Origin of the sequence: Desulfobacter sp. (assembly GCA_028768545.1) — a bacterium.
Taxonomy (GTDB): domain Bacteria; phylum Desulfobacterota; class Desulfobacteria; order Desulfobacterales; family Desulfobacteraceae; genus Desulfobacter.
In genome coordinates this window covers 1809241-1833870 of sequence record CP054838.1, presented here as the reverse complement: position 1 = coordinate 1833870, position 24630 = coordinate 1809241, and the positions used below count along the sequence as shown (strand labels likewise).

Below are 24630 nucleotides of genomic sequence, written 5' to 3'. Positions count from 1 at the left end.
AGAAAATATGAGCTGGAAAGAAATGACCATTGGGAAAAAAATAGGAACGGGATTCGGCATTGTCCTAACCCTGTTGATTATTGTGGGAATCATGGCATATACAGGGACCAAAGGCATTGTTACCAATGCCGAAGAGGTGATTTCAGGTAATCAACTGGACGGCAACCTGGCCCAGAAAGAGGTGGACCACCTGAACTGGGCCAACCGGGTCAATGCCCTGCTAACCGATGACAGCATTACCGATCTTGATGTTGAAACAGATGATCACAAATGCGGATTCGGCAAATGGCTGTTTGGGGAAGGCAGAAAACATGCAGAACAGATGGTGCCGTCCCTGGCACCGTTGCTCAAAGAAATTGAAGCACCGCACAAAGCCCTGCATGACTCGGCCATTGCCATTTCCAAAACATTCAAACAGGCTGACCTGAATTTGCCGGCCCTTCTTCTCCAGCGGGAGGTGGACCATCTTAAATGGGCCGCCCAAATACGGACCGCCTTTCTCATGAAAAAGGATACTCTCGGGGTTCAAACCGATCCCTCCCTTTGTGCCCTTGGCAAATGGTTGGGCACAGAGCAGGCAAAATTGGCCTACGAAAAAGGGGATTATGATTTTAAACAGGCCTGGGATAAAATGTTAACCTCCCATGACGGCCTTCACCGTTCAGCTGATCAAATTGAATCCCACCTTCAGGCAGGCCAGCTGGACCAGGCCATTGGGGTGTTTAACAAAACCACTTTGCCCCTGCTAGACAAAACCATGGCCGGCCTGGCAGGACTTCGAAAAGAAGCCCTGCATGAACTCAAGGGTATGAAAGAGAGCAGGCAAATTTACACCACCCGTACCCTGCCGGCCTTAAACCAAGTTCAGTCCCTGCTTGGGCAATTGCGAAAAGAGGCCAAGAACAATATCATGACCGACGATATCATGCTTGCCGCTGCCCAGAAAACCAAACTCTCTGTCATTATTCTGGTTTCTGTGGCCGTTGCCATCGGCATATTCATGGCCTTTTTCATATCCAAAGGCATCATCCGGGTATTGACCACAATTACAGGAAGGCTTGGAGAAGGGGCCAACCAGGTGGCATCGGCTGCCGGCCAGGTTTCTTCATCCAGCCAGTCCATGGCCGAAGGCGCCTCACAACAGGCAGCCTCAATTGAGGAGACCTCATCCTCCATGGAAGAGATGTCCTCGATGACCAAAAAGAATGCAGAAAATGCCATCCATGCGGACGGATTGATGAAAGAGGCCAACGGGGTGGTAAAAACCGCCCACCAGTCCATGGAAGATATCACCAAGGCCAGTGAGGAAACATCAAAAATCATTAAAACCATTGACGAAATTGCTTTTCAAACCAATTTGCTGGCCTTGAATGCTGCCGTGGAAGCTGCCCGTGCAGGAGAGGCAGGTGCGGGATTTGCCGTGGTGGCCGATGAGGTCAGAAACCTGGCCATGCGCGCGGCAGATGCAGCCAAAAACACCTCTCAGCTCATTGAGGGCACGGTTCAAAAGGTGGAAACCGGGTCAAACCTGGTCTCCTCCACCAACGAGGCCTTTACCCAGGTCGCCCAAAGCACCTCCAAAGTCGGGGACTTGGTGGCTGAAATTTCAGAAGCCTCCAGGGAACAATCCGAAGGCATTGACCAGGTCAACACGGCCATCTCCGAAATGGACCGAGTGGTTCAGCAGAATGCTGCCAACGCAGAAGAATCTGCCTCTGCATCGGAAGAGATGAACGCCCAGGCCGAACAGCTCAGGGATTATGTTGGGGATCTTGTCATGATGGTCACAGGAAAACAGGACCTCAAGGCGGGCCGGATCAGCCGGCCTTCGGTAAGGACCCTTGCCCATAAACCTGCACAGGCACCAAAAACGCAGATCAGGTCACAAGAAGAGATCCGGCCGGATCAAGTCATCCCCTTTGACGAGGATGACGATTTTAAAGACTTTTAAATTAATGTTTTATCCGGAACCGGCAATGAGCCGGTTCCGGAGTTTTTTTTCCAAATGGTCAATAACAAGAGATAAACCAGGGGTTCTGGCCACAGGTCCTGAATCGTTCCAGCCTGCAGCCAGGGCCGCCTGAATCTTTTCTTGAAACATTGCCACGGAGTCGGCAAGACTGTTCCAGGCCAAAAGTTTCTGGATGATATGCCGCTCTTCAGGGCTCAGCCTTGAGGTATCCACCTGCCTGCCGTTGTCACAGCAAATGATCATCTTTTAGTACTTGAACTGATCCCTGAAAAATCCGGAAAGTTCATCAATTTTCATCCGCTGCTGATCCATGGTATCCCTCTCCCTGATGGTCACGGATCCGTCTTCCAAAGAATCAAAGTCAAAGGTCACGCAATAGGGTGTGCCGGCCTCATCCTGGCGGCGGTACCGCTTGCCGATACTACCCTGGACATCAAAATCAATGTTGATACCCAACTCCTGAACCAGAAGGGTGAACACCTTTTGGGCATCCTCCCCCAGTTTCTTGGACAGAGGCATGACCGCAATCTTGACAGGGGCCAGTTGTTTGTGAAGTCGCAACACCACCCTTGTATCGCCTTCCTTGACCTCTTCTTCGTCATAGGCATCACAGAGAAATACCAGGGCTGAGCGCTGAACCCCCAGGGAAGGCTCAATCACAAAGGGGAGATACTTTTCCTTGGCAGCCTCGTCAAAATACTGAAGATCCTTGGATGAGTGCTCCATATGCTGGGACAGATCATAATTGGTTCTTGAAGCAATACCGCAAAGCTCGCCCCAGCCAAAGGGATAAAGATATTCAACATCAGCGGTGGCATTGGAATAATGTGAAAGCTCGGCAGAGTCATGGTCCCGGAACCTTAAATTTTCAGGGTTTACATTCAGTCCCTTGTACCAGTCCATGACAAAGTTTTTCCAAAACTCATGGTGCTCCAGTTCAGTGCCGGGTTTGCAGAAAAATTCAATTTCCATCTGCTCAAATTCCCTTGTTCTGAACACAAAGTTACCCGGGGTGATCTCGTTTCTGAACGCCTTGCCGATCTGGGCAATGCCAAAGGGTATTTTTTTTCGGGAGGTGGTCTGGACATTTTTAAAATTGACAAAAATACCCTGGGCAGTCTCCGGTCTCAGATAGATATCTTTACCCTTGCCTTCCACAACCCCCTGCTCGGTCTTGAACATCAGATTAAAGGCCTTGGGCAGGGTCCAATCCAATGCCTTGCACTGGGGACAGGTAATATTTTTCTCATTGATGAAATCCAGCATATCCTGGGGCGGGGTTTTTTCACCGGCCCAATTGGCCGGGCCTTCCTCTGAATTATTTTCAAACTGCCAGGCTTCCACAAGTTTATCTGCCCGTTCCCTGGATTTACATTTTTTGCAGTCCATGAGGGGATCGGAAAAACTGCCCACATGGCCCGAGGCCACCCAGGTATCCGGATTCATGAGGATGGCGGCATCCAGGCCCACCATATCGGTTCTCTCGGTAACAAATTTTTTCCACCAGGCCGCTTTAAGGTTGTTGAGCAATTCAACCCCCAAAGGGCCGAAATCCCAGGAATTGGCAAGTCCGCCATAAATTTCAGACCCCGGATATACAAACCCTCTTCTTTTTGAAAGGGACACAACCTTATCCATCAATGTAACTTCTTTTTTCTTCTTTGCCATTCTTTTTACTCCATAATTTGGACTGCCCGGGGTGGTTTCCCAAGGTCAATCACTAGGGTTGATTCAATTGCATCATAGCCAGGTATGGTATAATAATCCGAATAAAAATGATAGTCTGTTTCAAGAATCAGCCCTACCCAAAGAGAGTGAGTTTGTCAAGAAATGAATGAAATAACTCAAATTTCCTATATAAAATTTATATAATCCAAAATCATTATTCGGGTATGCCAAAATTTTATCGACCTGAAATATTCATTATTTTTTCATCCCGGACGGACCAGGCTTGAAAACCCAATTAAAAATGATTAGGGTGGATTAAATATAGATAAAAAGGAAATATCATCGTGTTCACTGAAACCATCACTTTTCCGGCCGCATTTGCTGCAGGACTGCTCTCATTTTTATCGCCCTGTGTTCTCCCCCTGATCCCGGCGTATTTTTCATTTATTACCGGGCTCTCCCTTGACGAACTCACCGCAGACAACAAAGCGATCAGGAAAAAAGTCATCATCTCCACCCTGGCCTATGTGGCAGGCTTTTCCTTTATCTTTATTCTGTTCGGGGCATCGGCCTCTTTTCTCGGGGGCCTTGCCTCAGAATACGCCTGGGTGGTCAGGTATGTGGGTGGCGGGGTTATTCTGGTATTCGGGCTCCATCTTCTGGGCATCATCAATATCAAGGGATTTCAATTTGAAAAACGCTTCCATGTCAAGGAAACCCCCTTTCATCTGGCAGGCACCTTTGCGATCGGCATGGCATTTGGGGCCGGGTGGAGCCCCTGTATCGGCCCCATGCTGGGCAGCATTCTCATTGTGGCAGGAAGCCAGGAAACCGTACTCAAAGGGGTATGGCTTCTGGCGGTTTATTCTTCAGGCATGGCCCTGCCCTTTATTCTCATCTCCATATTTATCAACTCCATGCTCAGCTTTATGAAAAAAACCAAAAAAATCATGGGCATCATCAATAAAATTGCAGGGATTCTGCTCATTCTCATCGGACTGCTCCTGATTTTTGACAAGTTCAGAATTCTGGCCGCATTCTAAAGAAAAAAGACAACCATGACCCAAGACTCAAAAGCCTTTTACGGGCTGATCTCCATTGCCACTTTTACCAAACTTGTGATGAACATCAGCAAACGGATGATCTACCCCTTTGCCCCTGAATTTGCCAGGGGACTGAACGTGGATCTGTCTGCCATCACCTCTTTGATTGCCGTAAACCAGGCCACAGGCGTTCTCGGCCCAGTGGGGGCCTCCTTTGCCGACAAATACGGATATAAGCTGCTCATGCTTCTGTCCGTGGGGTTTTTAACCATCGGCACCTTTGCCGCCGGTCTTATCCCCATGTATTCGGTACTCATGATCGCCCTTTTTTTAACCGGGCTGACCAAAAATATATTTGACCCCAGCCTCCAGGGCTTTATCGGCCAGCATGTACCCATTGAACAGAGGGGCCGTGTCATTGGCATCACAGAGACGGCCTGGGCAGGCTCTACCCTTGCGGGGATCCCCCTGGCCGGCATTCTGATTGAACGATTTTCCTGGCAGACCCCCTTTTGCATCCTGGGTATATTTTCCCTGGTCTGTTTTTTTCTTATCTTAAAATTCATGCCAAAGGACAAGTTGTCGCCTCCCGGGGACAAGTCCCCGATCCCCTGCAAAACAAAACATTTTGAGCAATTGGAAAACCATTGTCAAAAATCCCCAGGTCCTGGGTATTCTGGGATTTTCATTTTTCATGTCCCTGGCCAATGATAATCTTTTTGTCATTTACGGGGCATGGCTGGAAAAATCCTATGGGCTTTCCCTGGCAGCCATAGGGTTCGGCACCATATTCATCGGCATATCAGAAATTTTAGGAGAGGGCTGCACCTCACTGTTTTCAGACCGGATCGGTCTGAAAACATCCGTGATCACAGGCACAGCCCTGAGTGCTGGGGCCTATCTGATTCTGCCCTTCGCAGACATGGGCCTAGGATGTGTCCTGGCCGGACTTTTTCTGGTCTTTTTCTGGTCTTTTTCTGCTTTGAGTTCACCTTTGTCACCTCAATGAGCCTAAGCACGGAACTGGTCCCGGGCCTTCGGGCCTCCACCATGTCAGCCTTCTATGCCGTTGCCGGTATCGGCCGGGTGATCGGGGCGCTTTGCGGGGGTCTGATCTGGACGAACCACGGCCTCGTGGGCATCAGCCTGGTTTCAGGCTTCTGTACGATTCTGGCCCTGGTATCCCTTTTAATTGGTTTTTCATTCCTAAAGCTGAATACGCATTGACAGGATATTCGGAAAGGACTAGGGTATTTAACCTTGGGAGGGCCGCCGCCCTCCAATTTATACTTGAGTATACTTGAACTTAATACGGGATGGCAGACCCTGACATCCAAAAATTTCCACAGGTAATTCCCACAGGCTTTTGAACAGGCGGCCAAAGGGTATTTTGCTTATGATACGGAGGAAATATGAGCGATTTAAAACAGACAATTTTTCTTGAAAATCACAAGACCCTTTCAGCCCAGCTGATTGAATTCGGGGGATGGGAGATGCCCATCCAATACCCTGACGGCATTATCAAAGAACATCTAGCCTGCAGGACCATCGCCGGAATATTTGATGTCTCCCACATGGGCAGACTCTATTTTAAAGGAGAAAAAGCCTTAGACTTTCTCCAGCATGTGCTCACCAACAATGCCGCTGCCCTTGAAATCGTAGAAAGCCAGTATACCTTGATCCAGAACGAAAACGGCGGCGCCATTGACGATGCCTATCTGTATCGCTTTGTTGAGGACGAATACCTGCTGGTGGTCAACGCCTCCAACCGAAAAAAAGATCTGGACCATTTTAAGGCCCATCTAAATGAGTTTCCCGGGGTTGACATGCAGGATAAAACCTTTGACCGGGCCATGATCTCTTTGCAAGGTCCAAAATCAAAATCCATTCTGCTGCCGTTGATCACCCAGGGCAGTCTGCCCGAACCTGCCAGAAACAATCTTTGCCGGGCATATATGGGAAATGCCCCGGTGGATATTGCCCGCACAGGCTATACAGGAGAACCCCTGGGGTTTGAACTCTTTGTGGACAATGCCCATGCCCGAGACATCTGGGACCGCCTGGTCAAGGCCGGCGCTGTTCCCATTGGCCTGGGCGCAAGGGATACCCTGCGCCTGGAAGCAGGCCTCCCCCTTTACGGTCATGAACTGGGCACAGATCCCGAGACAAAAGAGATTCCCATATTTGCCTCAAGGCTCTCTAAATTTGCTGTCTCGTTTTCGCCCTTAAAAGGTGAATTCATCGGTAAACAGGCCCTGTACGAACAGTTCAAAGCCTTTTGTGCGGCCATGGAAAAAAAGACAGGGGGTCTGCTGGACCCGGCCCTGCCCAGAATCATCACCCCCATTGCCGTCACCGGCAAAGGCATTGCACGGGAAGGATACAAAATTTTTTCCAATGGACGCCATGTGGGCTATATCACCTCAGGCACCATGGTGCCCTATCTTAAAGGATCCGGCCCGGAACTTTTTGGAAATTTTGAAACAGATCCCAAACGCCGTGCCATTGCCCTGGGTCTCATAGACAGCAACATAAACGAAGGGGCTGTCCTGGAAATTGAAATCAGAAAAAAAAGATGTGCGGCCTGCACCATGCCCTATCATATGCGGTCTGAAGCCCCGCCCTATGTGCGAAGCATTCCCCATGACCAATTGAAAACACAAGGCCCCCAAAATCCGGCAAACACAAGTCTGTCCGCAGCCAAAACCCTTGTGGACAAGACCATTTTTAACCATGGCTGGCGCCAAAAATCCTGTATCAACCTGATCCCCTCTGAGATGAGCCAGTCCCTGGTCACCAGAATGCTCTCCATATCCGATCCTGTGAACCGGTATGCCGAACACAAGGATATTAAAGCCTTTTTTGGAAAAGATGTCTTTTACTACCAGGGCACAGGATTTATCCAGGAGGTTGAAACAAGGCTTAACCAGGAATTCATGACCTTCTTTGACTGCAATGCCGTGGAATCCCGGGTTATTTCAGGGCAGATGGCCAATACCGCTTTATTCTCGGCTTTGGTCGACTTTGTGAACCGGAACGACCGGAAAAATGAACAGCGCCGCCTGGCCAAGGTCATGAACAACCATATCATCCGGGGTGGCCATTTAAGCGCCCAGCCCATGGGGGCTTTACGGGATTTTGTGGCCAGGGATCCCAAAACGGAAAAACCTGCAGTGGTCAATTTCCCGGTATTGGCGGACAACCCCTATAAAATTGATATCAAGGCCTGTAAAGACCTGATAAAAGCCCACCAGCCCAAACTTGTCATTCTGGGCAAAAGTATGATCATCCACAAAGAGCCTGTAAAAGAGATCAGACAATTGGTGGATGAATTTGCTCCGGGCTGTCTGGTCATGTATGACATGGCCCATGTGTTGGGACTCTACGGCCCTCATTTCCAGGAGCCCCTAAAACAGGGCGCCCATGTGATCACAGGCTCCACCCATAAAACCTTTTTCGGCACCCAGAGAGGGGTGATTGCCGGCAACTTTTTAGACGAAAAGAATTATGGCACCCCTGAGTATGATTTCTGGGAAGCCGTCAAACGCAGAACCTTTCCGGGATCCGTGTCCAACCATCATTTGGGCACCATGACCGGACTCTTGTTTGCCGCCTATGAGATGAACCAGTTCAAGGACGATTACCAGGCCCAGACCATTGCCAATGCAAAGGCCTTTGCCCTGGCCCTGAAATCCCAGGGTCTGGATGTGGCAGGAGACCCGGATATTTCCTATACCCAGACCCACCAAGTCATCCTCAACGTGGGATATGGAAAAGGGGCGCAGATTGCCCAGGATCTCGAAGCCCAGAATATCATTGTCAACTACCAGGCCACCCCGGAAGAAGAAGGGTTTACCGCATCCGGCGCCCTGCGCATGGGGGTCTCTGAAATGACACGGTTCGGCATGAAAAAAACAGACTTTAACACCCTTGCACAACTCATGGCCGACCATATTCTAAAAGGGTCAGATATCAAGGATGAAATCACAAGGCTGAGACAGCCCTTCCTGGACATGCAGTACTGCTTTACCCCCGAGCAATTGGGAATTCAAATACAAGACCTTGCCAAAACGATTTTCTAGGAAAACCGTCTTTACCGGGCCCCGGACCATTTCGGGGCCCATGGAAGGCCCTCTTAAAAACATGCTCGTCCATATCAGCTGAACGCGTCACAGACCATCACGGCCAGGGCATAGATAATATCCAGGGCCAGGTGAGAAGAAATGGTTTTATCAAACAAAAGTTTGGCCTCGGCCTCAAAATCCTCATCCCCCTGCCAGAGCAAAACAGCCACAACTATATGGGGCGTAATCTCAAAGGCAAAGGCGGCATCACCCATGTCAAGGGCTCGGCCCCCAAGGGTTTTGCCAAGTGTTGTAAATCCGTTTAAATCATCTCCAAAAGTCTTGGCAACCCCCCGGGTGGGAAGGGTGTGGGGCCCCCTGAAAAAAGCACTTCCCCCGGGAATATCCTTTTCCGACACCCAAACTCCGGACAATGGCAAGGATACGGCGGTCATAAGATAGTGAACAATGAACAGGTCCATAAACGGATGCAAAAGGGGAAATTCAGGATCCAGAGACCTTACCTGCCCTTTTTTCAAATCCACCTCATACCTGCGGTCCCATACCTTAAGATCAAAGGTGCAGGTTTGAGGATCAAACCTGGCTCCGGTATCGTTGACAACAATTTTGGGATCTTTTAATGCAAGATCCTGGAAATGAACTAAATCAACGCCCATGTTATATCCCTTAATTTTCTCAACTAAATCGATTTAATTTCTGCACATCCGCCTGCTTTTTCTTGTAACTGGCTCTTTTTGTAGACTGATCTTTTTGTAAAATCAAACGATTCCCTTTTTTTTTATCCGGGGGATTGACATATCCTGAATTGATCTCCATTTTTATACCCTACGGGGGTATGGTAGAAAACAACAAACTCAAAGGAAAAAAAATGTTCAACCCGGAAGTGAAAAAAGATGCCTCAACCCGGCTAAAAAAAATTGAAGGACAGATCAGGGGAATCGGGAAAATGGTTGAAAATGAAAAATACTGCATTGATATCATCAACCAGATCACAGCGGCTGAAAAAGCCCTTCACGGGGTAGCCAAAATCATCATGAAACGCCATGTGGAATCCTGTGTTACCGCTGCCATTCAAAAGGGGGAAGGCCAGCAAAAGATAAACGAACTCATTGAAACCGTTTACAAGTACAGCCGAAAATAACGGCCATGGGCCGACCTGGTATTTCATCCATGTTTGCCCACAACAAAAATAAAACGCTTATGAGAAAAATCTCTTGGGCGCGGTTTCATATAAAGAAAGGAAAGATATCATGGAAAATAAACTGAGCGTAAAAGGCATGTCATGCGCCCATTGCACGGGCCGGGTAAAAACCTATCTTGAATCCCTGGACCATGTATCCCGTGTTCATGTGGATCTTGAGACCCAAACGGCCCGATTTGAATCAGAGACCCCTGTGGATATGGATCTTGTGATCAAAGAGATCACCGCATTCGGGTTCACAGCCAAAGTCCTTTAGACCCGAATATTTCATAACCTGAAGGTCAGAAACTGACAATTTGAGGAAGGTATGTATTAATTTCTTTAAATACAGAAAGTTATAATTACCAAACCAATTTCAAGGGTGGTCACCCTTCGGGCGAACCGATTTTACCTCATCTGCGTCGTTGCAGACCGTTCGCAGTAGACTCACTACGGCTTTACGGCCTGACGCCTTGCAGCTAGAGCAAAATCGATTCGTGAAATATGCGGGGTATTGACGGCCAGCCAAGGCCGTCCACCACCTTATGAGGCATTAAAAATGATCAAAACCCATGAAATCAAGGTTTACGGCATGATGTGCCAGCATTGTGAGCAAGCCGTGACAAAGGCATTGGAAAATCATCCCGGGGTCAGTCATGTCAGGGCTTCATTTGAAAACAACAAGGTCATTCTGGACCTTGACCCGGCAAAAACCTTGGTCAAAGACCTGGAATCAACCATTTGCCAAGAAGGATATTTTTTAACGCCTCAATCCGGCAGTCCAGAACCGGAAACAGAGACCACAGTTTCAAAAAAGGCGCCCATTGAAGATGAGACCCATCTTGCCAGCATCTCCTTTAACATCCAGGGCATGAGCTGTGCAAACTGCTCCCTTGCCATTGAAAAAGCCTTTAAACGGGCAGAGGGGATTGACTCCTGCGCCATCAACCTGCCCCTGGAAAAAGGGTTTGTCACCTATGATTCCAGAATCCTGAATGATGAAGCCGTCTTTAATATTGTCAGCCAGGCAGGTTACGGGGCTGTATCTGAAAACAACAGCGATTTAAAAAACGTGGGCAAAGAAAAATTCAGGTTTCTCTTTGCTTTGAGCCTCACCCTTCCCATGATGGGAATCATGCACCTTGGGCTTTTTGACCGGGTGGTTACCAACTATATTCTCTGTGCCATGGGCTCTTTGGTCCAGTTTGTCTCGGGCCGCGCCTTTTACGAAGGTACCTATTATTCATTGAAAAACCGTGCTGCCAACATGGATGTTCTGATCACTCTGGGGATCTCTGCAGCCTATTTTTACTCTCTGTTTTCCCTGTTTTTCATGGATTCCGCAGCCCCTGTATTTTTTGACAGTGCCGCCATGCTCATCACCTTTATCATGATCGGCAAAATGCTTGAAGCCAATGCCAAGGGCAGGACCGGCCAGGCATTAAAAGAGCTGCTGGCCCTGAATGCAGATACCGCCCGGGTGATCAGGAACGGAAAAGAAACAATCACTCCCGCGTCCATGGTTGAAAAAGGGGATATCGTCCGGGTGGTTGCCGGAGAAAAAATCCCGGTGGACGGTGACGTTATTGAAGGCCAAACCCTGGTGGATGAATCCATGCTCACAGGAGAATCCTTTCCCGTCCAAAAATCCCCGGGAAAAAAGGTGATCGGCCCCACCATCAACCAGTCCGGCACCATTACCCTTACGACCACCAAAACAGGGAATGATACCGTGCTTGCCGGAATCATCAAACTGGTGGAAGATGCCCAGGCAGACAAGGCCCCGATCCAGCGTCTGGCAGACATGGCCTCCAATGTATTTGTTCCGGTGGTGGTAACCATTGCTTTGGCCACATTCTGCTATTGATATTTTCTGGCAGGTCTGAGCCACGGGGTCTCTCCTTTTTTATTCGCCTTTGAACGAATGATCGCCGTACTTGTGATTGCCTGTCCCTGCGCCTTAGGCCTTGCCACCCCCACCGCCATCATGGTCGGCACAGGTGTGGGGCTAAATAAGGGAATTTTGTTTAAAAAAGGGGCGGCGCTTGAACATATTTCAAAACTGGACATGGTCCTCTTTGACAAGACCGGAACCATCACCCAGGGCCGACCCCAAGTCACCAGCATCGGGCGCATTCCCATTTTCCCGGTTTTAAAAAGGCCTGTCTTTTAGAGCAAAAAGAATGATATCCTCTGTTACGCTGAAATGAACATAAATGGATTGTGCTAATGAAGAAAGCTGAAGATTGTAATACTGTTGATGAAGTCCTTGCATGCCTCAAAGAACTGGAAGAAGATCCAAATCGCTTGGTTCGTAACGCTAACGAATTAGAACAGATGGAGCAGGAAATCCTTGAGTATACAAATCGGATAAGCGCCTTTTTTTTAAAAAAAAGATCCAGGCCTCAGTAGATTCCTCTGAACAGGTCGACCAAGAAAAAGAATTGATGTCCAATTGGCCGGGACGGATGAAAAGCGAAGGGCTTGAGACCGTTTGGATTCAGCTTTGTACAGATAGTTCGGTTGATATTCATGTTCGATACTATCGAAGGTCCTGTGACCGCCGAAAAGGAAAAAGATATAAAGGTGCATACGCTGGCTTAATCCTTCTTGGAATCCATGATCGCTGCTCGCCTGCTTTGGCTTCTATGGTGAGTTCTTGGTCAGCCTTATTAAGTTCTTTTGAAGAAGTCCGTCAAGTGCTTTGTGACCGTGGGATGACGTTGGGTATAAAGGTCATCCGTAAACTGACCTATCGGTACGCATAGCGGGCTCGAGCCGAACAACAAGCGGGCCGAATCCCATTAAATGATAGAGATTTACTTGAAGGGCGGCGAGTCGTTATCAGCACTGATGGTGGCCGCACTCGGCTCAGAGAGAAGAAAAGGGGACCAAAAACCCAAAAGGATAGAACCCGATTTCGTGGGGCATGGCGAGAACCCAAGCTTTTGATCATTTATGTAGTGGACGCCCATGGAAAACAAGAAAAAAGCTTTTCACCATTTATTGATGGCTGTTTCAATGGACCGGATGGTGTATTCCACTTGTTAAAGGGTTATTTGAACTCCCTTCATATTCAGAACTCAGACAAAATACTGTTTGTTGCAGATGGGGCACATTGGATTTGGAATCGAATCCCCGGACTGCTAAAAGCATTGGGTTTGGCTCCTGAGCGTGTGTATGAACTTCTCGATTTCTACCATGCAGTTGAGCATCTGGGTACAGTAGCAGGCTTAAGGAAGACCTGGTCATCCAAGGAACGCAAACGCTGGGTATCGAAGCAGCGAGGTCTTCTGCTGAAGGGAAAGGCGATTGAGGTGGTACAGGCCGTCCAGAAGCTTTGTAGAGGCAGAAACAGTAAGGCTATCAAGACGGAACGGGATTATTTTGTGCGCAATGAACTGAGGCTTAATTTCTCAACTGTAAAAGCGTTGAACTTACCTATTGGCAGCGGTGCTATTGAAAGTTCGATTCGGAGAGTCGTGAATTTACGTCTTAAAGTTCCATGCATCTTTTGGTATCGGGAGAATGCAGAAAAAATGATTATGCTGCGATCATTTTATAAAGCAGGGCGTTGGAACTGCCTGAAGCAGATAGCAAACATGCACAATCCAGTGCCAGCGGTATAACCGGGAAAATGGGAATGCGCCCCCAGCATCTATCCGGCCAAAGGGGTGGACCCGGACCATGTGTTAACAATCGCAGCAAGCGCTGAAGCCAACTCCTCCCACCCTTTGGCTGCCCCCATCATCAAAATGGCCGAAGACAAAGGAATTGCCCTGAAAAAAACCACCCAGGCGCGGGAGGTGGCAGGACACGGGGTTGAATGCCGGTTGGACAAACGCCTGGTAAAGGCAGGAAATCTTCAGCTGGTAAAAAATGACCAGATCCCGGCCGCCTTGAAATCAAAAGAAACAGAACTATCCCAAAAGGGGGAAACCACCATTTTCATCAGCCAGGACAGCCAGGTCATCGGGATCATTGGACTGGCCGATGTCATCAAGCCGGATTCCCAGGCTGCGATCCAGCGACTTGACCGGGCCGGCATAAAAACCGGACTGATCTCAGGAGACAACCAGGCCGCAGCCTGGTCCGTTGCCCAACAAGTCGGCATTTCCATGGTCGAGGCCCAGGTGCTGCCAAAAGATAAAATCAATTGGGTTAAAAAATACCAGGACAAGGGACTCAAGGTGGCCATGGTGGGAGACGAGATCAACGATGCACCGGCCCTTGCCCAGGCAGATATCGGCATTGCCATTGGGTCGGGAACGGACACGGCCAAGGAAACAGGAGAGGTGGTTCTTGTACGAAACAGCCTTCTGGATGTTGACCGGGCCATCCGCCGGGAATGTTCAGAATTCTGTGTCACGGTTTCGGTTCCCGGATCTGCCTCAGCGCCAGCGGAAGTAAAAGTCAGGTCCGAGAATGGGCCTTCAATCAGCCACGTCGGAGGAGTTGACTTTTGCTGGAGTGGAGTTCCTGGAACCATCTTTTCCATCTGTAAATAAATCCCTATCAAATTCCCAGCTCTTTATCCAGCCGGCCTTCAAAGAAAATTGCCAACTGGGAAATTGTCAGTGACCAATTTTGAATCGGCATTGTCCATTTTTTACTGGCGTTCTGGATCCCCGTGTAAAGCAGCTTTAACAGGCTGTCCTGGTTCGGGAATGATCCCTTTGTTTTGGTCAGTTTTCGAAACTGTCGATGCACAGCCTCAATGGTATTTGTGGTGTATATTATCCGTCGAATCTCTTCTGGATATTTAAAGAAATGACTGAGGCGTTCCCAGTTGTTCCGCCAGGATTTTATCACAATCGGGTATTTGTCATTCCATTTATTTTCCAAGATATCCAGTTCTTCTTCGGCCAGATCCTTATTGACCGCTTTATAAACACGTTTTAGATCTGCCATAAATTCCTTTTTATTTTTGGAACCAACGTATTTCAATGAATTTCGGATCTGGTGGACTACGCAGAGTTGAACTTCTGTGTCCGGGAATATGGTCTCAATGGCCTCGGGAAAACCTTTTAGACCATCAACACAGGCAATCAGGATATCTTTTACCCCTCGGTTTGAAAGGTCTGTTAACACCTGCAGCCAGAAGTTCGCACCCTCATTCTCGGATATGTACAGCCCAAGAACCTCTTTGCGGCCCTCGATATTCACCCCAAGAATTGTGTAAACGGCTTTGCTGCCGACCTTTCCGTTTTCTCGTACTTTATAATGTATGGCATCAAGCCATACGATTGGGTACACATTTTCCAACGGCCTGGCCTGCCATTCTTTGACGGTATGGATGATTTTATCGGTAATGGTGCTCAGAGTGGCATTTGAAATCTCAAGTCCATAGATTTCCTGTAAATGGGAAGCCATATCATTATAACTCATGCCCAGGCCGTAAAGGGCTATTATCTTTCTTTCAATTTCATCGCTGAGCGTTGTCTGATGTTTTTTGACGATCTGTGGAGAGAAGGTTCCGGCCCTGTCACGCGGGGTTTCTAGCTCAAATTTACCATCCAGGGATTTAATGGTCTTTTTGCTTTTTCCATTACGGCGGTTGGCAGAAACTTCCTGCCCGAGATGGGACTCCAACTCTCCTTCAAGAGCAGCTTCAGCAAGATTTTTGATTAATGATGTAAGGACGCCGCCCTTACCTGTGAAGGGTTTACCTTCCTGGATGCCTTTAAGGGCTTTTTGAAAATCAAATTCGGTGTTTTCTTCGGTCATGTCAGTTCTCCTTATTTAGCTGAGTATATCAGCTTTCATTCAACTGACACAGAATTTTGAACGCCCTCTATCCGCCTGGGTAAAAAGACCTTAAAAACCATAAAGTATAATTTTTTCTGGGCCTTTTTTTACAACCTGCTCATGATCCCTGTGGCAGCCGGGGTTCTGTATTTCCCCTACGGCCTGACCCTCAAGCCTGAGTTTGCAAGTATTGCCATGTGGCTCTCCTCATTGTCCGTTGTGTTAAATTCTTTGATGCTTAAACGGTATGAAAAAAAACTATAATCAGGGCTTGGTCAGAATTTTGAAAAAAACATGGGGATTCAGGGTCATCGCATGTAACTTTTATTAAGATTCGTCCTTACCCGGCTGGAATAGGTGAGGGGGATTCCGTTAAATCTTAAGCGGTCGTCCTGACCGCTTAAGAAGCGGAAATGATCGGACCTATGCCGTCCTGGCGGGCCGCTCATTTACGCCACGCCACCCCCTTCACCCTATCCCAGCCTGGCTCTCCTGGCTTGCTATAGTATATGAGCATCGAACAAAATTTTCCTAGACATCGCTGCACAGATACGATATATATGGCAATAAACACAAGGAGTTGCCAATGAACGAAAAAAAAATCTCTTGAAACTTTTTTTGACAATATTCAGGACCCCAGACACCACAATAAGCTTCATAATTTAATTGATGTCGTCATCATCGCAATTTGTGCGGTAGTTGCTGGCGCAGACACTTATGAGCAAATTGAAAACTTTGGCAAAAAGAGAAAAAGGTGGTTGTCAAAATTTCTAAGCCTTCCCCATGGGATACCCTCCCATGACACCTTTGGCAGAATTTTTGAAAGGATGAACCCGAATGAATTTCAGAGCAGTTTTATGCACTGGGTTCAGTCGGTTGCAAAGATGACCAAAGGTCAAGTCATTGCAATCGACGGCAAAACTCTAAGGCGTTCACACGATACCTCCAATGATAAGAAAGCCATTCATATGATCAGTGCGTGGGCTTCGTCTAATAAAGTGGTTTTAGGGCAATTAAAAACCGAAGAAAAATCAAATGAAATTACGGCCATTCCAAATCTTTTAAAACTTTTAGATATCTCGGGCTGCATTATAACCATTGATGCCATGGGCACTCAAAAGAAAATCGCTGAAACCATAATAAACAAAGGGTGTGACTATGTCCTTGCCCTGAAAGAAAATCATAAAACCTTGCATGATGAAGCGGTACTTTTTTTCAATAAAATGGAAGAAATGAAAAATCAGGGGTACCAGTTTAATGAACAGACCAGTGTTGACGGAGGGCACGGTCGAGTCGAAACGCGCAGGGCTGTGATAACCTCTGATATTGATTGGTTTGAAGATAAAAAAAGTTGGAAAGGTTTGAAAAGTATTGGAATGATTGAATCCACCCGGGAAATGGACGGCCAGATCAGTCATGAAAAGCGATATTATATATCGAGCCTGGATAGCGACCCCAATATTTTTGGTAATGCTGTCAGGAGGCATTGGGGAATTGAAAATTCAGTGCATTGGGTATTGGATATTGCGTTCCGTGAAGACGAAAGCAGAGTCAGAAAGGGGAACTCTCCTGAGAATTTTGCAGCGATTCGGCACATTGCATTAAATTTATTACGGAACAATAAGACATTTAAAGGGAGTGTAAAAACCAAAAGGTTGAATGCTGCTATGGATATCAAATATCTGGAGGAAGTTATGTTTGGATGATACTTGAACCAATCAAAACTATAGGCACTTTACAATATTTACATGCGTGAGCCCTGCATGGGGATTCCCTTGATCTTTACACCTTGTTTTAATAGAGTTACACTCCTATGAAAACCTTTATCGGCATATCCTCTTTCCAGGTCCTGGCCGTGTTCAGGTGGGGGCTTTTTTTCTCCTACCTGACCATTTACCTGCGTCATTTTCTGGGGCTGTCCGTGATTGAACTGTTCTGGTCCATGTCCAATATCGGATGGAGCGCCATGATTTCAGATATTTACAAACAGGGCAACCGAAGCCGGATCATGGGGCAGCTTGAAAGCATGGGCGGCATGGGCAGGATCGTGGGAATCCTTGTGGGCGGTCTTCTCTATGACCGTATGGGCACCTTATTCATCCCGGGGGCAAGGCCGCCGACACTGCGCGATCTTCCGATGGCCCGGTTTAATCTTTCAGTATAAAAAAAGTGCTGGATTCATTGCCCCAAATAAAATATAGCCTCTTTTTTACAATATGAAAAAAAGGCTGACACCCCTGGAATGAAAATTTGTTGGGTCACCCAAAGATAACGCCTATATCTAAAACGATGCATCACCTTGTTTATACTGGGTTTATCGACAATACAAGCTATCTTGCCATGGCGTTTTTTTTCATTTGCACACAAAAAAAACCTGGCATTTATATTGCTTTTTGAATCCTTAGATGGATTTTTCCGGCCCCAATTCAAGGGCAGTAAAATACCATTGACCAGACGCCTATGGCATTGGGTTTAAACCATCCGCCTTAATCACCGGCATGGCCGGCGAATGACCTCTGGCCACAACAAAAAAACCGCTGACGATTGCAAATTATCGGCTTAAGTTTCATAGATAAAAAGGATAAAAATATGGCAAACAGTCTCTACATCACCCCCACTGAAACCCGGAGTGGAAAATCCTTGATTGTTCTCGGGATTATGCAGCTTTTATTAAAAGATATAAGGATCGTAGGCTTTTTCAGGCCCATCATAAATCCGCGGGGTCACCAGGGCAAAGACCCGGACATTGATCTTGTTCTCAACCACTTCCATCTTGGGACAGCGTATGAACAGACCTATGCCTACACCATGGAAGAGGCCAAAAAAATGATCAATGCCGGCCAACAGGCTCAAATGATGGAGACCATTCTCAACAAGTACAAAGAGCTTGAAAAAAAATGCCGGTTTGTTCTCTGTGAAGGGACAGATTTTGCCGCAGGCAGTGAAGCCTTTGAATTTGACATCAATGCGGAGATCATGGCCGACCTTGGCATTCCTGCCCTGGTGGTGTCAAACGGTCACCATAAACCCATTGACGAGGTGGTCTCCTCGGGCCAGCTTTCCATTGAAAGCCTTGAAAATAAAGGGGTGGATGTATTGGGCCTTCTGGTCAACCGGGTGGATTCCCAGGACCTGGAGGCCCTCAAGACCTGCCTGAAAAAGGCTGTCCACCGGTCGGACTGCCTGGTCTATGCCATTCCGGAACTGGCCGCCCTGGGACAGCCGACCATGGAGGATGTTCAAAAATATTTGGGTTCCAAAATTCTTTTTGGCGAACAGGCCATGGACAACCAGATCTCAGATTACGTGGTTGCGGCCATGCTGGCACCCAATTTTCTCAATCACATCAAAAAAGGCTGCCTGGTGGTATGCCCCGGGGACCGGTCAAGCATTGTGCTGACCTGCCTTGCCTCCAGATATTCCTCGGCATATCCTGATATTTCAGGCATTCTGGTCACCGGAGGAATTGAAATACCCGATACGATCATGAGGCTTATCAAGGGATGGAAAGGGGTTCCTTTGCCCATCATCCAGACCGGGGAGACCACCCATGTCACTGCAACGGCCTTGAACCGGCTCCAGGGAAGCATTTCCCCGGAAAATCCCAGACGGATCGCCCTGGCCCTTGGCACCTTTGAGGCCCATGTGGCAACAGATGAGCTGAGGAAAAAACTGGCAGCCAGAAAATCAATCCGGATCACCCCCCAGATGTTCGAGTACAGCCTCATTGAAAAGGCCAAAAAAAATCTCCAGCATATCGTGTTAGCCGAAGGCATGGGGGAGAGAATTTTAAAGGCCGCAGATATTCTTTTACGGCGCAAAGTCTGCGAAATCACCCTGATTGGAAAGCCTGAAAGGGTCAATAAAAAGATCCAAGAACTGGGGCTGACCCTTGCCGGGGTGAATATCATAGCTCCGGAAGAAAGTCCGAAAACAGAAAACTATATCCAAACCTTTTACGATTTGAGAAAGGCAAAGGGCGTCACCCGGGATATGGCCCGGGATATGATCATGGATCCCACCTATTTTGGCACCATGATGGTTCAAAAGGGGCATGCCGACGGCATGGTCTCAGGATCAATCAATACCACGGCCCACACCATCCGTCCCGGATTTCAGATCATCAAGACCCGGTCACAGGCCGCCATTGTCTCTTCGGTCTTTCTCATGTGCCTCAAGGACCGGGTGCTGGTGTTTGGCGATTGCGCGGTGAATCCAAATCCAACGGCCGAACAATTGGCGGAAATCGCCATCACATCGGCAAATACCGCAAAAACCTTCGGCATTGACCCCCGGGTGGCCATGCTCTCTTATTCCACAGGGCCCTCGGGCACCGGGGTGGATGTAGAAAAAGTCATCAAGGCCACCCGGATCGCCAATGAGAAATCACCTGAATTGCTCTTGGAAGGCCCGCTCCAATACGATGCCGCCATTGATCCTGAGGTGGCCAAAACCAAACTGCCCGACTCCAGGGTGGCCGGCCAAACCACGGTATTTATCTTTCCGGATCTTAACACGGGAAATAATACCTATAAAGCGGTTCAGCGCGCTTCGGAAAAGGCCGTTGCCATCGGTCCCGTACTCCAGGGGCTGAACAAACCGGTGAACGATCTGAGCCGGGGATGCACCATCCCGGACATCGTGAATACCGTAGCCATTACCGCAATTCAGGCCCAGGCCGGCAAGGGATTAATCTAAAGAACCTGACCCTGTGCCGGCCGGAAACCTTTTTTCCGGCCGGCACAGGGTCTATTTTTCAGGTTCTGTTCTCAATTTCCTCCCATATATCTTTCATGGCGTGCCTGACCATTCTTTTCTGGTCCGTATATGAGGTGTGAAGCAAACGGTGGGACTTATGGCCCAGGGGTTTTTCCAAAAATTCATCATAGAGTTTTTGAATCAATGGATTGTTGTGGGACTGACGGACCTTTGCCCGGGAATCAATATCATAAAGGCCCTGGCGCCGCTGGTCGCAGCAGGCCTGGTAGGCATGTTTGCTTCTAGGCTGGCCCCCGCCCCCCATACAGCCCCCGGGACAGGCCATGACTTCCACAAAGGTATAATCCGCCTCACCTGATTTGACGGCATCAACCAGTTTTGCCGCAGCCTTTAGGGTATGAACCACAGCCACCTTAACCGTGCCCAGATCAGGGCCGAGATCCACATCTGCTTTCCGGATATGCTCCATTCCCCGGATCTTTTGAAATTCTATGGGGTCCAATTCCTCGCCTGTGACCACCTTGTGGACGGTTCGCAAGGCCGCTTCCATGACCCCGCCGGTGGTGCCGAAAATCACGGCAGCCCCGGAATACTCCCCCATCCACGGGTTGTCAAACCCGGAAGAATCCAGGTTTCGGGGGTGAATGCCCTCCCGTTTCAACAGCCTTGCAAAGTCCCGGGTGGTCAGCACGGCATCCACCTCGGCCTGGCCGTTGGTCATGAATTCAGGCCGCTTGGCCTCCCCTTTTTTGGCCGTGCAGGGCATGATGGAAATCACCCGCATGCGCCCTGGATCCAGCCCCATTTTCCCGGCCAGATAGGTCTTGGCCATGGCACCAAAACATTGCTGGGGGGATTTGGTGGTGGAAATATGGGGGGTCATCTCGGGATAATTTTTTTCCACATAGGAGACCCAGGCCGGACAGCAGGAGGTAAACATGGGCAATTCTGCCTTTTCTTTTACCCTTTTAAGCAGTTCGTTTCCCTCTTCCATGATCACCAGGTCCGCGGTAAAATTGGTGTCCAAAACCAGGTCAGCCCCCAGTTTTTTAAGGGCGGAAATAATCTGGCCTTCAAGGTTGGTTCCGGCAGGGAGATTAAATTCCTCTCCCAAAGCCGTGCGAACCGCCGGAGCAAACTGAAACACCGTGGTGACCGACGGATCATAAAGATAATCCATGACCTGCTCAATATCATTGTTTCTCTGCCAAAGCCCCCACCGGACAGACCAGGATACACTGGCCGCAGCCCACACAATCAGAGTCTCCCAGGGGCAGATGGTCCCTGACACTGATCTGGGTGCCCAGCCCTCTTTCCGTGATCACCAAGGTATCCACCCCCTGGATCTCCCGACAGACATTCACGCACCGAAAACAGCGGATACACTTGCTCATGTCCCGGACCACACAGGGAGACGAGGTATCCTTGGACCGGTTCAGATAAAAATGGGGATAATGGTACCGGGTCTGCTGCAGCCCCACAAACTGGGCCACGTCCTGGAGTTCGCAATTGCCGTGGCGAATGCACGAGGCACAGTCCTGATTGTGGTCGGCCAGGAGCAGTTCCACCTGGAGCCGCTGCATCTGCCTGACCTTGGGAGTCCGGGTCAGCACGTCCATCCCCGCTTCCATAGGTGTGGTGCAGGAGGTGACAATCTGGTGTTTTGGATCATTTTCCCGTTTGATATCCACCAGGCAGACCCGGCAGGTGCCCGGGGTGTGGTTGATATCCGCCATCTCGCAGAGGGTGGGAATAAAGTGGCCGTTCAGCTTTGCCACGGTCAGGATGGTTTGATTTTCCATAAATTCCACGGGTTTGCCGTTAATGGTTCCCTTCATGATATACTGCCCCCCTGTTGTTCTGTGATTACGGAATAGACCCGGTAGCATCTCATGCACCGGTGGGCCTCGTGATAGGCCTCTTCCACGGAAATGGGTTTTTCAACCTCTTCAAATATCTGCTTGCGGACATCAGGGTCCAGTTCTTTTATTTTCACCCGGTACTCGTGTCTTACCAGCAGGGTCACCCCCGAATCGATCATGGGCTGGACATGACCCACCAACTGGCTCATCCGGTCTCTGGGATAAAATCTGACCCGGCCGCAGGTCAGGTAATCGTCAATATTTCTGGCCCCCGTTTCCCCCTGGGCCATGGCCTGGACCAGGGTGGCAGGCCATGTGACGCAGTCTCCGCCGGCAAATACCCCTTTGCGTGTGGTCATCAAAGAATCCTTGCCCACCTGGAGGGTGCCTTTGCTGGTAAACGAGACATTATCGATTTTCGGGGACAAAAACCCTGTCTCAACTTTCTGGCCGATGGCCGGTATCAGGTGGTCGGTTTCCAGCACAAATTCAAACCCCTCTTTGGGAAAAACGCTTCTTCTGCCGCTTTCATCCGGATCTCCAAGTACCATCTCAATCAGTTCAACCCCTGTTATTTTCCCGTCCTGGGAAATAACAGGGGTTGACCTGGAGATGAAAGATCACCCCTTCTTTTTCAGCGGCCTCGATCTCTTCAGGATCAGCCGGCATCTGGCTGCGGCTTCTGCGGTAGACCAGGTGAACCTCTTTGACCCCCATTCTCAGGGCAGACCGGACACAGTCCATGGCCACGTTGCCCCCGCCCACCACCACCATTTTTTCTCCCAATGTCATAGGAATGCCCCGGTCAATATAATCGTGGTTGATGCGCAACAAAAAATCCACCCCAAAATCATATCCCTCAAGATTGGGATCTTCCCCTATGGCACCCATCATATTGCCCTTATGGGTGCCCACCCCCAGAAAAACCGCCTTATACCCGTTGGAAAAAAGGCTTTGCAGAGAAAACTCCCGGCCCATTTTCCGATTGTAAAAAATCTGGCCCCCCAGGGTTTCAATGATGCTGATCTCCTTGGACAACACATCTTTGGGCAGCCGGTATTCAGGGATCCCCGTAGCCGCCATCCCGCCGGGCACGGATTTGGCCTCAAACACATCCACAGGATATCCTTTGAGCAGCAAATGGTAGGCCGCTGAAATACCGGCAGGACCGGTTCCGATCACGGCCACCTTTAAATCAGGATCTTTTTTATCCGAAACCATATACGAGGAAAATCCCTGGCCAGAGGCTTCATGGTCGGCAACAAAGCGTTTTAAGACCTTGATGCCCACGGCCTCATCCACCTGGGTTCTGCGGCAGGCCAGCTCGCAGAATCTCACACAGACCCGGCCGCAGGTAGCAGCCATGGGATATTTTTGGAGGATCACCCCGAGAGAATGGGTAAATTTGCCGTCCTTGATATAGTCAATATACCGGGGAACATCCACCTTTGAGGGACAGGCCTCAATACAGGGGGCCGTAACATAGGTGGTGCAGGGCTGGGGTGTGATGACCTTTCCCTCTTGGATCTCCCTTTCCAGGGTGTTTCTGAAATATTTGAGCATCTCCAGCAGGGCCACGGTGGCGATCTGCCCGAGGCCGCACAGGGAAGTGGCCCTGACATGTTCTGCAACAATTTGGATTTCGTCCAGCATCTCAAGGGTTCCCCTGCCCTGGGTCAGATCCGCCAGCTTGGAGGTGATGATCTGGGTGCCCACTCTGCAGGGGGTGCATTTCTCGCAGGACTCCTGGGCGGCCCGCGCCATGTATTGAAAGGCCGAATCCAGAAGGTTGACATTTTTTTCAAAGATAAAAAACCCATGGGCCCCGAAAAACGCCTTGATGGGGTTTCCAGGATTGAACTCATCGAAATCGCCAAACTCGGGGTGCTCTTCAATCTCAAATATCTTTTTCCCGCGATTATCAATGACATTCCCGTCCCAGACCCCGAATATAATTTTTGCCATGTGATCTTCCTTTATTTGTGTTCATCCATTGCCCCAAAGGCCGGGTCAAACCCAGATTCAAGGGTGCCCGATCATTGTTTTCAGCAATGGGCATGCCAGAGGGTTCCAAAAAAAATAAAACCTGGAAAGGCCTTGAACAGGGTGGGATTGGCAAAAATTTATCCTCCACGCCCCCCGGTCAGGTGTTGTTTTTCTTTACAGGGTGTTAAAAAACTTTGTTTCCCTCAAAAAAGCGGCCCGAAATTTATCCTGGCCGTAAAATTTTTTCTTTTTGTTTATCTCAGTGTAATTCCAGGGGTTAAAACCAAAGGCCCTTTCCCAGATACCCTTTTTTCATGCCATGGCATGGATCTTGGACTTTGCTCTGGGCAGTCAAAAAAATACAGGA

General features: G+C 48.9%; 19 protein-coding genes and 3 pseudogenes. 16 read left to right on the top strand and 6 right to left on the bottom strand.

Annotated elements, in window-relative coordinates; genetic code table 11:
* Nucleotides 1–7 precede the first annotated feature (7 nt).
* A complete protein-coding gene (locus HUN05_08850; GenBank protein ID WDP85225.1) occupies nt 8–1951 on the top strand; it encodes a CZB domain-containing protein in 1944 nt (647 codons plus the stop codon).
* A 9-nt stretch (nt 1952–1960) separates the two neighbouring features.
* On the opposite strand, the gene HUN05_08845 is transcribed toward HUN05_08850, so the two are convergent.
* Entirely contained in the window at nt 1961–2215 is a 255-nt protein-coding gene (locus HUN05_08845) for a hypothetical protein (protein ID WDP85224.1), read from the bottom strand.
* 3 nt (nt 2216–2218) lie between these two features.
* On the bottom strand, nt 2219–3640 hold the full coding sequence (locus HUN05_08840) for a glycine--tRNA ligase (protein ID WDP85223.1): 1422 nt from the start codon (nt 3638–3640) through the stop codon (nt 2219–2221).
* A 344-nt stretch (nt 3641–3984) separates the two neighbouring features.
* Here HUN05_08840 and HUN05_08835 point away from each other — a divergent pair, with 344 nt between their 5' ends.
* From HUN05_08835 to gcvT, 5 genes are all read left to right on the top strand, one after another.
* Entirely contained in the window at nt 3985–4683 is a 699-nt protein-coding gene (locus tag HUN05_08835) for a cytochrome c biogenesis protein CcdA (GenBank protein WDP85222.1), read from the top strand.
* A 15-nt stretch (nt 4684–4698) separates the two neighbouring features.
* On the top strand, nt 4699–5394 hold the full coding sequence (locus tag HUN05_08830; protein WDP85221.1) for an MFS transporter: 696 nt from the start codon (nt 4699–4701) through the stop codon (nt 5392–5394).
* A complete protein-coding gene (locus HUN05_08825) occupies nt 5378–5692 on the top strand; it encodes a hypothetical protein (protein ID WDP85220.1) in 315 nt (104 codons plus the stop codon). Before HUN05_08830 ends, HUN05_08825 begins: the two co-directional genes overlap by 17 nt.
* On the top strand, nt 5689–5910 hold the full coding sequence (locus HUN05_08820; protein WDP85219.1) for a hypothetical protein: 222 nt from the start codon (nt 5689–5691) through the stop codon (nt 5908–5910). Before HUN05_08825 ends, HUN05_08820 begins: the two co-directional genes overlap by 4 nt.
* Nucleotides 5911–6095: 185 nt before the next feature.
* Nucleotides 6096–8765 (top strand): glycine cleavage system aminomethyltransferase GcvT, encoded by a 2670-nt coding sequence (gcvT, locus tag HUN05_08815; protein WDP85218.1) that lies wholly within the window; start codon nt 6096–6098, stop codon nt 8763–8765.
* A 74-nt stretch (nt 8766–8839) separates the two neighbouring features.
* On the opposite strand, the gene HUN05_08810 is transcribed toward gcvT, so the two are convergent.
* A complete protein-coding gene (locus tag HUN05_08810; GenBank protein WDP85217.1) occupies nt 8840–9424 on the bottom strand; it encodes a DUF3786 domain-containing protein in 585 nt (194 codons plus the stop codon).
* A gap of 212 nt (nt 9425–9636) precedes the next feature.
* On the opposite strand from HUN05_08810, the gene HUN05_08805 reads away from it, so the two are divergent.
* The 7 genes and pseudogenes from HUN05_08805 to HUN05_08775 all read left to right on the top strand — a co-directional run bounded on the left by HUN05_08805 (nt 9637) and on the right by HUN05_08775 (nt 14456).
* The gene (locus tag HUN05_08805; GenBank protein WDP87993.1) at nt 9637–9909 is read left to right on the top strand and encodes a metal-sensitive transcriptional regulator; all 273 of its coding nucleotides are present in this window, start codon (nt 9637–9639) and stop codon (nt 9907–9909) included.
* Between the two features lie 109 nt (nt 9910–10018).
* A complete protein-coding gene (locus tag HUN05_08800) occupies nt 10019–10225 on the top strand; it encodes a heavy-metal-associated domain-containing protein (protein WDP85216.1) in 207 nt (68 codons plus the stop codon).
* Nucleotides 10226–10507: 282 nt separating this feature from the next.
* Nucleotides 10508–12121: pseudogene (locus HUN05_08795) on the top strand (heavy metal translocating P-type ATPase).
* Between the two features lie 56 nt (nt 12122–12177).
* The gene (locus tag HUN05_08790) at nt 12178–12360 is read left to right on the top strand and encodes a hypothetical protein (protein WDP85215.1); all 183 of its coding nucleotides are present in this window, start codon (nt 12178–12180) and stop codon (nt 12358–12360) included.
* A 56-nt stretch (nt 12361–12416) separates the two neighbouring features.
* Nucleotides 12417–12716, top strand: a complete 300-nt coding sequence (locus tag HUN05_08785) for a hypothetical protein (GenBank protein ID WDP85214.1) — start codon at nt 12417–12419, stop codon at nt 12714–12716.
* Nucleotides 12717–12896: 180 nt separating this feature from the next.
* Entirely contained in the window at nt 12897–13577 is a 681-nt protein-coding gene (locus HUN05_08780) for a hypothetical protein (protein ID WDP85213.1), read from the top strand.
* Nucleotides 13578–13622: 45 nt separating this feature from the next.
* Nucleotides 13623–14456, top strand: a complete 834-nt coding sequence (locus HUN05_08775) for an HAD-IC family P-type ATPase (GenBank protein WDP85212.1) — start codon at nt 13623–13625, stop codon at nt 14454–14456.
* Between the two features lie 7 nt (nt 14457–14463).
* Here the strand turns inward: HUN05_08775 and HUN05_08770 are convergent, their stop codons facing one another.
* Nucleotides 14464–15675 carry an IS256 family transposase gene (locus HUN05_08770; protein ID WDP85211.1) on the bottom strand — a complete coding sequence of 404 codons (1212 nt, stop codon included), beginning with the start codon at nt 15673–15675 and terminating at the stop codon, nt 14464–14466.
* A 647-nt stretch (nt 15676–16322) separates the two neighbouring features.
* Here HUN05_08770 and HUN05_08765 point away from each other — a divergent pair.
* From HUN05_08765 to pta, 3 genes are all read left to right on the top strand, one after another.
* A complete protein-coding gene (locus HUN05_08765; GenBank protein ID WDP87992.1) occupies nt 16323–17402 on the top strand; it encodes an ISAs1 family transposase in 1080 nt (359 codons plus the stop codon).
* A 107-nt stretch (nt 17403–17509) separates the two neighbouring features.
* Nucleotides 17510–17860, top strand: coding sequence for a hypothetical protein (locus HUN05_08760; protein WDP85210.1), 351 nt, complete (start codon nt 17510–17512; stop codon nt 17858–17860).
* A 425-nt stretch (nt 17861–18285) separates the two neighbouring features.
* Complete coding sequence (gene pta, locus HUN05_08755; protein WDP85209.1) at nt 18286–20394, top strand: phosphate acetyltransferase; 2109 nt, start codon at nt 18286–18288, stop codon at nt 20392–20394.
* Nucleotides 20395–20452: 58 nt separating this feature from the next.
* Here pta and HUN05_08750 read toward each other — a convergent pair.
* Together HUN05_08750 and HUN05_08745 are read right to left on the bottom strand one after the other, a co-directional pair.
* Nucleotides 20453–22253: pseudogene (locus HUN05_08750) on the bottom strand (iron hydrogenase small subunit).
* Nucleotides 22250–24242 (bottom strand): annotated as a pseudogene (locus HUN05_08745) (FAD-dependent oxidoreductase). The pseudogenes HUN05_08750 and HUN05_08745 overlap by 4 nt, the downstream one beginning before the upstream one ends.
* Nucleotides 24243–24630 lie beyond the last annotated feature (388 nt).

Excerpts from the sequence above, each read along its gene's own strand:
- pta (WDP85209.1), top strand. The coding sequence starts at position 18,286 with ATGGCAAACAGTCTCTACATCACCCCCACTGAAACCCGGAGTGGAAAA.
- HUN05_08805 (WDP87993.1), top strand. The coding sequence starts at position 9,637 with ATGTTCAACCCGGAAGTGAAAAAAGATGCCTCAACCCGGCTAAAAAAA.
- HUN05_08820 (WDP85219.1), top strand. The coding sequence starts at position 5,689 with ATGAGCCTAAGCACGGAACTGGTCCCGGGCCTTCGGGCCTCCACCATG.
- HUN05_08760 (WDP85210.1), top strand. The coding sequence starts at position 17,510 with ATGAAAACCTTTATCGGCATATCCTCTTTCCAGGTCCTGGCCGTGTTC.
- HUN05_08840 (WDP85223.1), bottom strand. The coding sequence starts at position 3,640 with ATGGCAAAGAAGAAAAAAGAAGTTACATTGATGGATAAGGTTGTGTCC.
- HUN05_08800 (WDP85216.1), top strand. The coding sequence starts at position 10,019 with ATGGAAAATAAACTGAGCGTAAAAGGCATGTCATGCGCCCATTGCACG.
- HUN05_08845 (WDP85224.1), bottom strand. The coding sequence starts at position 2,215 with ATGATCATTTGCTGTGACAACGGCAGGCAGGTGGATACCTCAAGGCTG.
- HUN05_08825 (WDP85220.1), top strand. The coding sequence starts at position 5,378 with ATGTCCCTGGCCAATGATAATCTTTTTGTCATTTACGGGGCATGGCTG.
- HUN05_08790 (WDP85215.1), top strand. The coding sequence starts at position 12,178 with ATGAAGAAAGCTGAAGATTGTAATACTGTTGATGAAGTCCTTGCATGC.
- HUN05_08770 (WDP85211.1), bottom strand. The coding sequence starts at position 15,675 with ATGACCGAAGAAAACACCGAATTTGATTTTCAAAAAGCCCTTAAAGGC.
- HUN05_08810 (WDP85217.1), bottom strand. The coding sequence starts at position 9,424 with ATGGGCGTTGATTTAGTTCATTTCCAGGATCTTGCATTAAAAGATCCC.
- gcvT (WDP85218.1), top strand. The coding sequence starts at position 6,096 with ATGAGCGATTTAAAACAGACAATTTTTCTTGAAAATCACAAGACCCTT.
- HUN05_08850 (WDP85225.1), top strand. The coding sequence starts at position 8 with ATGAGCTGGAAAGAAATGACCATTGGGAAAAAAATAGGAACGGGATTC.
- HUN05_08830 (WDP85221.1), top strand. The coding sequence starts at position 4,699 with ATGACCCAAGACTCAAAAGCCTTTTACGGGCTGATCTCCATTGCCACT.
- HUN05_08785 (WDP85214.1), top strand. The coding sequence starts at position 12,417 with ATGAAAAGCGAAGGGCTTGAGACCGTTTGGATTCAGCTTTGTACAGAT.